This window comes from Microcoleus sp. EPA2, from assembly GCA_020882975.1.
Lineage (GTDB): Bacteria > Cyanobacteriota > Cyanobacteriia > Cyanobacteriales > Microcoleaceae > Microcoleus.
Genome location: JAHRFD010000001.1, coordinates 1 through 13,912 on the forward strand (window position 1 = coordinate 1; position 13,912 = coordinate 13,912).

Below are 13,912 nucleotides of genomic sequence, written 5' to 3' on the forward strand. Positions count from 1 at the left end.
GACAAAATCTTATCACTTTTGCGAAAGCTTTTAGTTACAAAATACGTATATTTAACAATTATTTGCAATAAGTGGAAATTAAAGCCGTCCTAGAAGGACGGGGCTTTAGACCCAATTTTTTGGTAACAAGAGCGATCGGGGGTGCATCTGTGTTTTGCAAATATATTAGCATGGGCTATAGCCCTTACCAAATCGGGATGCTCCTGGCGATCGCCCCCATCGCTCTAAATTTCATAGATTTCTAATGGTAAATTATCGGGGTCCCGAAAAAAGGTAAACCGCTTTCCTGTAATCTCGTCGATGCGAATTTCTTCCACATCGATATTGTGAGATTTTAAATCAGCAATTGATTGTTTGATATCCTCAACTGCGAAAGCTAAATGCCTTAAACCGCAAGCTTCAGGATTGTTCACCCTTGCCGGAGGATGAGAAAAGGAAAAAAGCTCGATCGCCCCGCCGTTGCCCAATTGCAAATCTAGCTTGTAGGAATTCCTCTCGGCTCGGAAGGTTTCTTGGATGATGGAACATCCCAATACTTCTACATAAAATTTCTTGGAGGCTTGGTAATCAGAGCAAATAATCGCCACATGATGTATTCCCGTGATTTTCATAGTTAAAAAATTAGCCGATCGCCTGTTTAAGATACCCCAGCATTTACCATTATATTTGACCTTAACAACCTGCGACGTAACCGCTGGCAAATTAAGAGCGATCGCCTTTTATTTTCTATACTATAAATTTTAATCCATAAATTTTTATATAAATAGGTACGAATTTTGATAAGATTAAAGGTTTGCAGTCAATAACAATATTTTTACCGCAGGAGACAACTACTATGGCCCGTATGTATTACGACACCGACGCTAACCTAGACCTATTAGCCAACAAAACCATTGCGATTGTCGGTTACGGCTCCCAAGGACACGCCCACGCCCTCAACCTCAAAGACAGTGGCATGAACGTGATTGTCGGCTTGTATCCCGGTAGCAAATCGGCAGCCAAAGCCACAGCAGCGGGTTTAACGGTTCACCCCGTAGACAAAGCAGCAGCCGCCGCTGACTTCATCATGATTTTGTTGCCAGATGAAGTACAAAAAACCGTTTACAAAGAACACATTGAACCCCATCTTTCCGCCGGAAAAGTTCTCGCCTTTGCCCACGGTTTTAACATTCACTTCGGTCAAGTTGTGCCCCCAGCCGATGTAGACGTAGTGATGGTTGCTCCCAAAGGCCCCGGACACTTGGTGCGACGGACTTACGAACAGGGAGAAGGTGTTCCTAGCTTGTTTGCTATCTATCAAGATGCTTCTGGTCAAGCGCGCGATCGGGCAATGGCCTATGCTAAAGGTATCGGCGGCACCAGAGCAGGCATCCTCGAAACCAGCTTCCGCGAAGAAACCGAAACCGATCTTTTTGGCGAACAAGTAGTTTTGTGCGGTGGTTTAAGCGCCCTGATCAAAGCTGGATTTGAAACCTTAGTTGACGCCGGATACCAACCAGAATTAGCTTATTTTGAATGCTTGCATGAAGTCAAACTGATTGTTGACTTAGTAGTGGAAGGAGGACTTGCCAAAATGCGCGATAGCATCTCCAACACAGCAGAATACGGCGACTTGACTCGTGGTCCCCGCATCGTCACCGATCAAACCCGCGCTGAAATGCGGAAAATTCTCAGTGAAATTCAATCTGGTCAATTTGCCCGCGAATTTGTTCTGGAAAACCAAGCCGGCAAACCAGGATTTACTTCTATGCGCCGTCAGGAAGCAGAACATCCTATTGAAGAAGTAGGCAAAGATTTGCGCGCCATGTTTAGCTGGTTGAAAAAGCACTAAAATGTGAAAGATTAGGGGTATATAGCTTTTCTCAGTTAGGTGGGTAATGGGTAATGGGTAATGGGTAATGGGGAACCCCCCCCAGGGGGGAAGGGTATAGGGAATTACCAATTACCAATTACCTATTACCAATTCTCGCTCCTACCTCATCTTTCACTCCAAAGGCTATAGGTTAGGGGTTATTAGTTAGTTATTAGGGGTTATTTGCGATCGATGATTTGTGATTGGTTAGTTATTATAATAACAACTAACAACTAACAACTAACGAATAACCAATAACCTAGCCCCAATCCCTCTGCTCCCTTCCTTCGTAAGGATTTTTCCCTGAATGCGGCTGAAAATAAATCCTGTTTTGTCATCAACGGTTGGGACTAGGACTTTTTTGTATTTGCTCAATATCCCGTTGTCTTTGCTGGTTGAAATCCTTGGGTTTCAGCCATGATGGCCATAACCCAACTACGAATTTTCGACTGGTCACGCTGGCATCCCTTGCAGGTTTGGGGAGAAAAGTCCAACTGTCACCGTAGATGATAAACAGTGCTGTTACCAATAGTAACAGCGGGATGAAGTTTCTTTTAGCCATAGCAATTTTGGAGTAGACTTTTTCAAAGTGCTTGATATCTATATTTTGCCCTTTAACAGCCAGAAAATATCACTAGGGTGTGCCTACCCAGTTAAAAATTATGTTTTCTAAGTTAAAACTGAGAAACTCGATCCTGATTGGATACCTTGTACCAATTATTTCTTTGATAGTATTAAGCTTATTTACATATAAGATGGCAATGCGGAGAGAAAACTTGTCAGCAACTGTCAGGCGTTCTCAAAATACCATTATCAGCGCCGAACGTTTAAACAGTGGTTTCTCTAGAATGCTCAGAAATGTCAGGGGAGCCGTGCTGTTTCCCGAAGATCCAAGCTACATAACCAGCTATGAAGCAGGATGGAATACTTATTTAATTTCCTCATCAGAATTAGAAAACTTGCTGACTACTCCTCATGAAAAAGAGGAATTTAAACTGGTCAAATCGCAAATACAAAACCTGGATTTTAATTCAAGAAAAGTGTTTGATTTGTTAAAAAAAGGGGATAATTTATCAGCTAAAAATCTCACAAGTTCCCTGAGATCAAAAGAAATTGAATCAGCACAAGAACGGCTGCTGGCAGAACAACAAGCCTTGTTAGACGCAGCCTACAAAGCAGAACAAGAAGAGACTACGTGGCTGTTTACTATCATTGTCATCGGTACTGCTTTGTCTGCATTGACTTCTTTGAGGCTGGGTTTTGTGATCGCCTCTAAAATTGTCAAAATTATCGATCTAACAGCCGTGGCGATCGCCGATTCTGCCGTGGAAATTGTTGCTACAGTCGAACAGCAAGAAGCCATTGCCACTCAGCAGTCAGCCGCAGTCAATCAAACCAGTGTGACAATGGAAGAGTTGGGGGCATCCTCCAAAACTACGGCGGAGCAAGCAGAATCAGCAGTAACCGGAGCACTTAAAGCATTAAATTTAGCTGAAGGAGGAACTGAAGCAGTAATCCGTACTTTAGAAGGAATGACTCTATTAAAAGAAAAAGTAGAAGCGATCGCAGCCCAAATTCTCCAATTAAACGCCCAAACTAAACAAATTGCAAATATTGCATATTTAGTCAGTGAATTTGCCAGCCAAACGAATATGCTAGCCCTAAATGCAGCAGTAGAGGCCGTCCGCGCCGGCGAAAACGGTAGAGGTTTTGCAGTGATTGCGGGAGAAATTAGATTGTTAGCCGATCGCAGCAAAGAATCAGCGGAAAACATCAACAACCTCGTCACGGATATTCAAAAAGCGATCAATAGTACAGCGAAAGTAACATCAGAAGGCACGCAAACCGTAGATGAAGGAATGCAGCTAGCTCAAGGTACAGCAAAAGCCTTCAGCGATGTAGCAAATGCCATCAACAACATTGCAGTTAGCACTCAACAAATTTCTTTGACTGCACAGCAACAAGCATTAGCAGTGGAGCAAGTAGTGGAAGCAATGAGACAAATTAATCAAGGTTCCACACAAACATCCAGTGGTGTTGCTCACACCAAATTTACCACTCAAAATCTTAACCAAGCGGCCCAAAATCTCAAACAGTATTTTTAGTTATTGGTTGTTGGTTATTCGGGTTTAGACTAAGCAGGTCAAAAAGTGCGATCGCAATTTAATTACCGACACAATTTGTATCGCTGCTTAATCTCTTTTTTGTCGCAGAGGAATCTCGATCGCAAATTCGCAACCTTCTCCCAATACAGAATTGCAAAAAAGCTCGCCACCGTGTTTTTCGGCGATAATTGACATGGAAATTGCTAAACCTAAACCAGTTCCCTTACCCACTGGTTTAGTGGTAAAAAATGGATCGAATAAGTGCTTCTTCACATCTTCGCTGATACCAGGGCCACTATCCCTAATCCGAATCGCCACGCAGTTATTTTCGGTTACTTCTGTGCGAATCGTAATTTCGAGATTTTTGGCTGTATTTGCCCGACTTCTGCCCTCCGTAGCGGATTTTTCCACCTCCATTTCTATGGCATCGATGGCATTACTCAACAAATTCATAAATACTTGATTTAACTGACCAGGATAGCACTCTACTTTGGGTAAATCTCCGTATTGTTTAATCACATTAATAGGAGGGCGATCGGGTTTATTTTTGATGCGGTTTTGCAAAATCATCAACGTGCTTTCTATCCCTTCGTGAATGTCCACTTTTTTCATTTCGGCTTCGTCAAGTCGGGAGAAAGTACGCAAACTTAAAACTATATCCCGAATGCGATCGGCTCCTAGTTTCATGGATGAGATGATTTTAGGGAAGTCTTCAAGAATATAATCAAGTTCGATGGTTTCTATTTCATCTAAAATTGCTGTGGTAGGGTCCGGGTATTCCTGTTGATAAATTTCGATTAGTTTCAGCAAGTTTTGAGTGTATTCGCTGGCGTAAGTAAGATTACCGTAGATGAAATTTACGGGGTTGTTAATTTCGTGGGCGACACCTGCTACCAACTGTCCCAAACTCGACATTTTTTCACTCTGAATTAACTGAGATTGGGTGCGCTGGAGTTGGTGCAAAGTTTCTTCTAACTGTACAGCTTGAGCTTGAGCTAATTTGGCGGCAGTGCGGGTTTGGGTGTAAAGTTCGGCATGATCGATCGCGATCGCAATTTGAGCAGCCACTCCTTGCATCAGTTCCACCTCAGAATCGTTCCAATTTCGCATTTCCCCAGCTTGATAGCAGCCAATGGCCCCAATATCGCCGGCAGTAGTTTGAATTGGCAGCACTAGCATGGAAATGACTCCAAATGTTTGATGAATTTCGCCTATTTCTCTATTGGGCAAACTGCTAATATTATTAATTTGCAAAGTTTTCATCTGCCCAATATGCTGGGCTAAAATACTAGAGTTTTCGTCCACAAAACACGCACCCAAAAAGCTCAATAATGCCGGATTTTTGGCTTCACAAGTTACTTCCCACACTGCCGAATTTTCCTGGGAGCGATACCAAGCAAAAATGCACCAATCTAGCTGCATGAGATGGCGAATTTCTGCTACGGAAGTTTCTAAAATAGTCTCTAATTCTAAAGAATTGCGAATTTGGCTAGCAATTTGGTTTAGCAGTTGTTCGCGTCGAGCTTGCTGTCGGAGTGTTTGTTCCGATCGCAGTAACACTTCTTCGGCAAATTTGCGATCGCTCAAATCTTGGACTACTGCTTGGATCATTGTTTTTTTGCCAACTTGGATGATTGTCAGCACGACTTCTGCCGGAAAATCCTTACCGTCTAAACGCTGGTGGAGCCAATCAAAACGGTTATGGCGACGTTCAAAGGCGATGGCTATCATTTCATTAGCCATACTCAAAGAGTCTCTACCGTTCGGTTGGAAAGGTGGCGAAAATTGACCATAATTCTTACCTACAAACTGCTCTTTTCCCGTGGCTCCAAATAGTTCTAGGGTGGCATTATTGACATCACGAATCCCATTTTCATCTAACATTAAAACAGCCAAGCTGGTTAATTCGTAAAGCGAGCGAAATTTAGCTTCTGACTGCTGCAATGCTGCTTCTGCTTTTTTGCGATCGGTAATGTCGGCAATCATTCCCAAAGCGCCGAGATAGTTTCCCTGTTGATCTAGCATGGGATTACTAGAAACTATCGCCCACAAATCACTGCCATCTCGGCGACGGAACTTGAAATCATGTTGTTCGCGGATGCCTTGACGACGGCGTTCTAGATTTGCTTGAGAGATGGCAATACCTTCTTCATCCATGAAAGTAAATAACGGCTGTTGCATCATTTCCTCGGTGGTGCAGCCAAGCATATCAGCCATTTTTTGGTTGACAAAAGTAGTTTTACTCTCGGCATCAATCATCCAAATTCCTTCGTCGGCTGTCTCTACAATGCACCTATATTTTTCCTCGCTTTGCCGGAGTGCTTCCTCGGCTAATTGACTGTCAGTAATGTTTTGAGTCATCAGCAATCCGCCGGTGATTTCTTGCCGTTCGTTTCTGACTGGCAAAGTATAGGCTAGGTAAGTGCGATCGCTGTAACTAAATTCTGTAACAACTGTTTCTCCCGCTAGTGCAGCCCGATAATTTGGCTCCACACCAGCGCAGAATTCTGGAGGAAATATTTCCCAAATTGTCTTGCCTTCCATCAACTCTTTAGAAAGACCAACTGCTGCTAATTCTTTCCCTTCTACAAGGGTATAACGCAATTCTGTATCAAATAGCATCACCGCACCGTTAGGAAAATTGCTTGCCATAGTGCGGTAGAGTTGTTCGCTTTGTCGTAAGGCTTCTTCGGCTTGTTTGCGAGCGGTAATTTCAATAACTACTGCGCCAATGCCGATCGCCTCGTCACCTGCATCTAGTAGGGGAAAGTAAGAGGCGACGATGTGTGCCATTACTCCGGGCTGTCTCACTGTTTCCGCGCTGAGTTCGACATTGAGTACGGGTTCTTTTGTCCTCAAAATTTGCTGGTATAAAGGCTCGACGATGGGAGCGATATCTGGTATGATTTCATGCACAGTCTTGCCGATGTGGTCGGCTGGGCTGGCATCGTTCATTTCTGCTAACATTTTATTGATTTGTACGAATCGCAGTCCATCGTCCAAAATGCAAAGTCCTGCGGGCGCATCCTTGAAAAAAGCATCAAATCGTGCTTGTCGCACGGCTAATTCTTGTTCTAAAGCTTTGCGATCGCTAATATCTGTTAAATAGCCAATCATTCCTATAACTTCTCCCCTGTGGTCTTTCAATAGCGAAAGCACCAGGTGAGAATAAAAAACTTCTCCTGATTTACGACGTGTTATAACTTCTGTTTGATACTCACCTTTTTTTTGGAGCAGGTCGATTACTTTTTTCAACAAAATCTGCTGTTGTTCTGGTGGGTAAATGAGAGAAATATGCTTTCCTAATACTTCACTTTCTTGATAGCCGTATAACCTTTGGGATGCTTGATTCCAACTGGTGATGAAACCCTCCATATCTGTACAAATCACCGCTTCTCGAATTTGGTCGATAATTTGACTGTGGAGACGCAAGTTAGCTTGAGTTTGTTCAAGTTCCGCGATTGTTTGTTGAAGTTGTTCCTGAGTTTTTACCAGTTCCGTAGTTCGCTGAGCTAGTAAGTTTTCTAGATTGAAATTGCTTGGCTGCGACAGGGATGCCGAGAGTAAGATACTGTTTTGAACCCCCTCGTTGCCAATTTTTTCAGCAGTCAGCCATAGCCCAGACTCTCCCTCTATTTCTACTGTCCACTGGGAAACGCGCACAGGTACGAGATGACCGTCTTTGTGCTGGTATGCTGCTGCACAGTGGTCTGTGCAGTTATGGTGGAGCTGATTTTCTGGCTCTTTTTTGTCTTGGGTTCTACATTCTGTGTGCAAAACTGCCCAGTAGTTGAGGGTGAGAGTTGTTTCAACTGTGTGGCCAATAATTGCTGCAAAGGCTGGATTTACGTCCAAAAAAGTCCCGTTCATCCGACACAAGGCAAGCCCCATGGGACTGATTTCTAATAATTTACGGTGGCAGGGATCGCTCCGGTCTTCTCCTAGCTGGCTTGGCATCTGACCTGTGGGGGAGGGGCTAACTAATTATAATCTACTTTTATATTTTTTTTATCTTGTGATTTTTATCACCATTTCAGCAGTCAGTAGTTATTGGTTATTGGTTATTGGTTGTTTGTTATTGGTTATATCAATTCCGGTTGTATCGGAATGATTTAACCGCGAAGGCGCGAAGTACGCGAAGCAAGAGAAGAGAGAGTTTAATACAGGACGATGAAGAGAGGATTTTATATTATTGGTTGTTTGTTTTTGGTTTTTGGTTGTTAGTTATTGGCGATGCCATGCCCTTCGACTTAGCCAATAACTAATAACCAATCACTAGGTGTAATTAATCGCGGGCTATGCCTTCGGCTCGTGCTGCCAACTGCACTGCACTAGCGACAGCAGTGGCAACTCGATCGTCAAATACAGAGGGTATAATGTATTCTTTGTTCAGCTTGGAAGGGCTGACTAAAGAGGCGATCGCATAAGCTGCTTCCAAATACATATTGGTGGTAATCGTGGCCGCTTTGCAGTCCAAAGCACCTCGGAATATGCCCGGAAATGCCAAAACATTGTTAATTTGATTCGGGTAATCGCTACGCCCAGTTGCCACGATCGCCACATCATCCATGATTAGTTCTGGTTGAATTTCGGGAATCGGATTTGCCATGGCAAACACAATCGGATTCTCGGCCATGGAACGCACCATGGAGCGGGTCAAAACTCCGGGGGCGCTGACTCCTAAAAACACATCGGCACCGGCGATCGCATCTTCCAAGGTCCCGCCCGAAGCCACGGCAAACTCTAGTTTTTCTGGGTTCATGTCTGTACGGTCTTTGGAGAGGACACCTTTGGAGTCGCACATGATGATGTTTTCGGCACCTGCTTTGCGTAACAAGCGGGCGATCGCCACTCCAGCGGCACCGGCTCCGTTAATCACAATGCACACTTCGGACATCGATTTTTGTACTAATTTTAGGCTATTAATTAAGGCGGCCAAACTCACAATAGCAGTGCCATGTTGGTCGTCATGAAAAATCGGGATATCTAGAGTTTCCCGCAATCTTGCTTCGATTTCAAAACAGCGAGGTGAGGAAATATCTTCGAGGTTAACGCCGCCAAACACAGGGGCGATATTCTGAACTGTCCGAATAATTTCTTCAGTATCTTGGGTATTCAAGCAGATAGGAAAGGCATCAATTCCTGCAAATTCTTTAAATAGCATGGCTTTGCCTTCCATGACTGGCAGTGCAGCCATCGGGCCGAGGTTTCCCAGTCCCAAAACTGCGCTACCATCGGTAACAATCGCCACAGTATTTTGTTTGATTGTCAGGTTGTAAACTTGCTGGGGGTCATTGGCGATCGCCGTACAGATGCGGCCAACTCCAGGGGTATATGCCATTGCCAAATCGGACTGGCGTTTGAGGGAAATTTTGCTTTCTACTCGGATTTTGCCACCGCGGTGCAAGTTGAAGGTGCGATCGTATACATCGAGCACTTTGATATTGGGCAGTGCTTTCACGGCTTGGACTATTTCTTCGCTGTGTTCGGTGCTCGAAGCATCGACAGTGATATCGCGAGTTGTAGTGGCGCGGGTTTGCTCGATTAAGTCAATTTGGCCAAAGTTGCCGCCAACAGAGCCGATCGCGCTGGTGACGCCGGCTAGCATTCCCGGCTGGTTTGGCAGAGAAACGCGAATTGTCAAACTAAAGCTAGGATTCGGTGTCAGTTTTACGCTCATGGCTGAATTAAAGATTTGAGATTTCAGAATTTCGATTTTAGATGGAATTACTAACTTTATCTCAAAAATTTAATAATTTAAACTTCAAACATAAATTTTTAATCTCTGTTTGCTGGTGGCGATCGGGTTTTCCCTAAGTAGCTATGAATTCCTGTTGCTGTCTTTTGATGCGAGACGCTTGGGGAATGTATGCCGCTTTTTGATGGCCAAAGTAGCGAACCAGGAAACACAAAGATGTGAAGAACGAATAAAATCAATGACTAGAGCGATGCCAAAATTTCCTAACTGTCGAGAAGCTTGCTATAGATGCACCGCTATTTGAGCCGGCAGGTAATATTCAGATCGACTGACAAGCTGGCATTTTATTGATAACAGTTCCTGCGCCGCCGAACACAACTTTTGATAACGATCGAATTACCTGCACGTTTGGGCTTTGAAGAGAAATGCAATACAGCTTAAGTGCTGGTTGCTAATTGTAGATTTTAGCGATCGGCTGTTTCACAGTCACACAAAATAGAAAAGAATTTACAAGCTAGACAATCAGTGGGAACTTTTTCTAAGTTTTGTCGATCCACAGTTTCTAGGGCTGCGCTGTCGGCGGGCTTGACACAGAGAGCAACTTGTCCGACTCCAGCCATAAGTTCGGCAACTCGCTCTAAAATACTTTCCATTTTGTTAATCAGTTGCTCGGCTGCTTCCAGGTTAGGCGCGATCACGAAAAAAGTTTTGACTCCTTCGGGACTGGGTGCGAAGCCGAGGGTACACTCGCGTAATAGTGCTTGAGTCGAGAGACTCAAAGGGTCATCGAAGCGATCGATTACAGCTTGATAAAAGGCTTGAGTCAGAGAACGATCGCCAAAAATAGGTTGAGATAACATGGCAACTTCCTTTGGTAGGATCTTTAGGAGGATTGAAAAAATTTTAACATACCTTAATTTAATAGATTTAATTAAATTCGATCGCGATCGAGATCATCAACTAAATGTGATTTTTGAGGATTTGTGTAGCGTTCGCAACTGTGATAAAATCAGTTATGTGTTATCACGGCGAATAATTGACATCCCCAGACTAACGCCCCAGAAAAGTAAAAATATTCCTAATTTTGGCTCTACTTATACAGTATGTTCTCAACCACATCCCAGTTAAAAGCAAGATTTGACAAAGCATTCACCACAGCATTCGGGGAAAATCTAGCAGGTACCGATCCGATGCTGACAGCAGCAAGCAATCCCAACTTTGGGGATTTTCAGTGCAATGCGGCGATGAGTTTGGGGAAAAAGTTAGGAAAGCCACCACGGGCGATCGCCCAAACCATCATCGAAAACCTCGACATCGCCGACATCTGCGAAACCCCAGAAATTGCTGGCCCTGGTTTTATCAATTTAAAACTCAAACCGGCTTATTTGGAAGCGCAAGTTAGGGCGATGGCGATCGACTCCCGTTTGGGAATCGCACCCACAGAAACACCTCAAAAAGTGGCGATCGACTTTTCGAGCCCCAACATCGCCAAAGAAATGCACGTCGGGCACCTGCGATCGACTATTATCGGCGATGCGATCGCCCGCATCCTCGAATTTCTCGGCCATGACGTCATCAGAATCAACCACATCGGCGACTGGGGCACCCAATTCGGAATGCTCATCGCCTATTTGCGCGAAGTTCACCCCGAAGCATTAACAACTGCTGACTCCCTAGATTTAGGAGATTTAGTGGCATTTTACCGCCAAGCAAAACAGCGATTTGATGCCGATGAAACCTTCAAAGAAACCGCCAGACAAGAAGTAGTAAAACTGCAATCCGGTGCCGAAGATACCCGTCGCGCTTGGAAATTGCTATGCGATCAATCCCGCCGCGAATTCCAAGTAATCTACAACTTACTCGATATCAAATTAACCGAACGTGGCGAATCGTTTTACAACCCGTTATTACCCGCAGTAGTCGAGGATTTAACCAGTCTCGGTTTGCTAGTAGAAAGTGACGGTGCAAAATGCGTGTTTGTAGACGGTTTCACCAATAAAGAAGGAGAACCACTGCCGCTAATTGTCCAAAAAAGCGACGGCGGCTACAACTACGCCACCACCGATTTAGCAGCAATCCGCTACCGCATCCAAGAAGACGGTGCAAAACGCATAATTTATGTCACCGATTCAGGACAAGCCAACCATTTTGCTCAAGTATTTGCAGTAGCCAGAAAAGCCAATTGGATTCCCGAAGATGTCGAGATTGTCCATGTTCCCTTTGGTTTGGTATGCGGAGAGGATGGCAAAAGACTCAAAACTCGTTCTGGGGATGCAGTGCGGTTGCAGGATTTGCTCGATGAGGCGATCGTGCGCACCCGTGCAGATTTAGAAACAAGATTGGAAGATGAGAAAAGACAAGAAACAGAAGAGTTTATTACTCACGTCTCTCAAGTAGTTGGCTTGAGTGCAGTTAAGTACGCCGACTTAAGTCAAAACCGGGCAAGTAACTATGTCTTTAGTTACGACAAAATGCTCGCTTTGCAAGGAAATACAGCACCTTATATGCTGTATGCTTACGTGCGCGTGCAGGGAATTCGTCGCAAAGGTGGGATTGATTTTGATAACTTAGATGCTGGTGCGAAAGTAATTTTAGAGTCGGATGCAGAGTTGGTATTAGCCAAGCATTTATTGCAGTTGAATGAAGTTGTAAATGCTGTTGGCGGCGATTTATTGCCGAATCGGATTTGTCAGTATTTGTTTGAATTGAGTCAAAAATTCAATCAATTCTTTGAGCAATGTCCCGTGTTGAAGGCTGAGGAACCATTGAGGAGTTCGCGGTTAGTTTTGTGCGATTTGACGGCGCGGACTTTGCAGTTAGGCTTAGGATTGTTGGGGATTCAAGTGTTAGAAAGGATGTAAGTTTTTAACTCTTGTGAAACAGGCAAGATTCCAGGCGATGTAGGGGCGGGTTCGCTAACAATAATTGCCTGAAACCAACCATCTCGAAAACCCGCCCCGGCCTGATTACTGTCTCATAGCGAAAGTCCTCTCAAAGAGGACTGAAGAGTTAGTTGATGTGTATTTGTTTCAGGCAAATCGACCGTCGGTTTTTAACCGACTTTAGCTATGAGACAGGGGTTTGAACCCCTGTCGGACTCGCGGAATGACTAAGAGACTTGGCGGGCTTTCAGGCTTAAGTTGACACCAATGAGCATTGCCGTCTCCTCTATCATTCCGGTGCTCAACTCTTCATTTCAAATAAGGTGTTTTGTTAACAATCAAAGTCTCTAGAATATCTTTAAACATGGTTACGACAATTTGGCGATCGTTATCCCTCACAAATATATCGTAATTGGGACTGGAATTAATTTCAATTAACCAGTAGTCGCCCTTTTGGTCGATCGCAATATCAAACCCACCATAGGTAACATTGATTTCCGCAAACACTGGCTGCACAAAGCTTTCAATCTCCGAGATAATTTTAGAATCAATGATATGCTTAGCTGTGGCTCCCTCCCAATGCAGCGGGCTTAAATTACCTGTAAATTTAGCGCCTAATTTATCTTTTTCATAGAGCAGAACTAGCTTTTGATTGCTAAAAACCGCCCGATATTCATGGCGAATATCAATGTAATCTTGAGCTAGGCAAACATAGTCATAATCTTTGCTATTGACATTAAATACTGTTTCAATAGCTGCTTGAATTTGCTCCAAGGTTTCACACAGGAACACATTATTTCCAGCGGAACCTCGATTTCTTTTGATAATCAGGGGCAATGAAAATACTTTCCTCACCTCTGTGGCAATTTCTTGACATTTTTGAATTTTCAAATATTCTCGATATTTTGACTCGCAAAAAGGAGATAAAAAACCTATTGTTTTTGGGGTTTTAATTTTACTATTCAACAGTTGATAGGTATATTCTTTATCTTTAAATATTTGGACTATGGGTGCGCTATTAAACGGTGTAATATAATTTACAAAGTAATAGGATTGACCAGAATGTTGAATTCTGATTAAGTTTTGGTTGGGGGCAAGAATTTCATAATTGATATTTAACTGTTGACAAGCTTCAAGCACCAGACTGATATTAGTTAGCATAATGTTAAGTGGAAGGAAGATGGAAGATGGAAGAAGGAAGGAAAAAACTATTCCCAATGCCCGATGCCCAATGCTCAATGCCCAATATCCTACAGTTAGATTAGCTCGATCGCCCAAATCCGATCCCTGCTAACCCGAAAATCGATCGCACCCTGGGGAGAAAATCGCCCTGAGTATGCGCAGGATTCCGAAAATAGCCAAAAGTTAAGAGTAG

9 protein-coding genes are annotated in these 13,912 nt (G+C 43.7%); 3 read left to right on the forward strand and 6 right to left on the reverse strand.

Annotated features, from left to right (window positions below):
* Window positions 1–224: 224 nt before the first annotated feature.
* On the reverse strand, window positions 225–611 hold the full coding sequence (gene gloA2, locus AAFP14_RS00005) for an SMU1112c/YaeR family gloxylase I-like metalloprotein (RefSeq protein WP_341730298.1): 387 nt from the start codon (window positions 609–611) through the stop codon (window positions 225–227).
* A gap of 224 nt (window positions 612–835) precedes the next feature.
* Between gloA2 and ilvC the strand changes: the two genes are divergently transcribed.
* Window positions 836–1,831: a ketol-acid reductoisomerase gene (ilvC, locus tag AAFP14_RS00010; protein WP_341730299.1), complete on the forward strand. Its 996-nt coding sequence runs from the start codon at window positions 836–838 to the stop codon at window positions 1,829–1,831.
* A gap of 358 nt (window positions 1,832–2,189) precedes the next feature.
* Here ilvC and AAFP14_RS00015 read toward each other — a convergent pair whose 3' ends face one another.
* The gene (locus AAFP14_RS00015; RefSeq protein WP_341730300.1) at window positions 2,190–2,414 is read right to left on the reverse strand and encodes a hypothetical protein; all 225 of its coding nucleotides are present in this window, start codon (window positions 2,412–2,414) and stop codon (window positions 2,190–2,192) included.
* 199 nt (window positions 2,415–2,613) lie between these two features.
* Between AAFP14_RS00015 and AAFP14_RS00020 the strand changes: the two genes are divergently transcribed.
* Window positions 2,614–3,957 (forward strand): methyl-accepting chemotaxis protein, encoded by a 1,344-nt coding sequence (locus tag AAFP14_RS00020; protein WP_341730301.1) that lies wholly within the window; start codon window positions 2,614–2,616, stop codon window positions 3,955–3,957.
* Between the two features lie 87 nt (window positions 3,958–4,044).
* On the opposite strand, the gene AAFP14_RS00025 is transcribed toward AAFP14_RS00020, so the two are convergent.
* From AAFP14_RS00025 to AAFP14_RS00035, 3 genes are all read right to left on the reverse strand, one after another.
* Window positions 4,045–7,914, reverse strand: a complete 3,870-nt coding sequence (locus tag AAFP14_RS00025) for a PAS domain S-box protein (protein WP_341730302.1) — start codon at window positions 7,912–7,914, stop codon at window positions 4,045–4,047.
* A 328-nt stretch (window positions 7,915–8,242) separates the two neighbouring features.
* Window positions 8,243–9,637, reverse strand: a complete 1,395-nt coding sequence (locus AAFP14_RS00030; RefSeq protein ID WP_341730303.1) for a malic enzyme-like NAD(P)-binding protein — start codon at window positions 9,635–9,637, stop codon at window positions 8,243–8,245.
* A 482-nt stretch (window positions 9,638–10,119) separates the two neighbouring features.
* Window positions 10,120–10,515: a hypothetical protein gene (locus tag AAFP14_RS00035; protein ID WP_341730304.1), complete on the reverse strand. Its 396-nt coding sequence runs from the start codon at window positions 10,513–10,515 to the stop codon at window positions 10,120–10,122.
* 243 nt (window positions 10,516–10,758) lie between these two features.
* Between AAFP14_RS00035 and argS the strand changes: the two genes are divergently transcribed.
* Window positions 10,759–12,516 carry an arginine--tRNA ligase gene (argS, locus tag AAFP14_RS00040; RefSeq protein WP_341730305.1) on the forward strand — a complete coding sequence of 586 codons (1,758 nt, stop codon included), beginning with the start codon at window positions 10,759–10,761 and terminating at the stop codon, window positions 12,514–12,516.
* Window positions 12,517–12,846: 330 nt separating this feature from the next.
* Here argS and AAFP14_RS00045 read toward each other — a convergent pair whose 3' ends face one another.
* Window positions 12,847–13,698 (reverse strand): ATP-grasp domain-containing protein, encoded by an 852-nt coding sequence (locus AAFP14_RS00045; protein WP_341730306.1) that lies wholly within the window; start codon window positions 13,696–13,698, stop codon window positions 12,847–12,849.
* Window positions 13,699–13,912 lie beyond the last annotated feature (214 nt).

Coding starts and splice junctions, on each gene's coding strand:
- gloA2 (WP_341730298.1), bottom strand. CDS start 611: ATGAAAATCACGGGAATACATCATGTGGCGATTATTTGCTCTGATTAC.
- ilvC (WP_341730299.1), top strand. CDS start 836: ATGGCCCGTATGTATTACGACACCGACGCTAACCTAGACCTATTAGCC.
- AAFP14_RS00015 (WP_341730300.1), bottom strand. CDS start 2,414: ATGGCTAAAAGAAACTTCATCCCGCTGTTACTATTGGTAACAGCACTG.
- AAFP14_RS00020 (WP_341730301.1), top strand. CDS start 2,614: ATGCGGAGAGAAAACTTGTCAGCAACTGTCAGGCGTTCTCAAAATACC.
- AAFP14_RS00025 (WP_341730302.1), bottom strand. CDS start 7,914: ATGCCAAGCCAGCTAGGAGAAGACCGGAGCGATCCCTGCCACCGTAAA.
- AAFP14_RS00030 (WP_341730303.1), bottom strand. CDS start 9,637: ATGAGCGTAAAACTGACACCGAATCCTAGCTTTAGTTTGACAATTCGC.
- AAFP14_RS00035 (WP_341730304.1), bottom strand. CDS start 10,515: ATGTTATCTCAACCTATTTTTGGCGATCGTTCTCTGACTCAAGCCTTT.
- argS (WP_341730305.1), top strand. CDS start 10,759: ATGTTCTCAACCACATCCCAGTTAAAAGCAAGATTTGACAAAGCATTC.
- AAFP14_RS00045 (WP_341730306.1), bottom strand. CDS start 13,698: ATGCTAACTAATATCAGTCTGGTGCTTGAAGCTTGTCAACAGTTAAAT.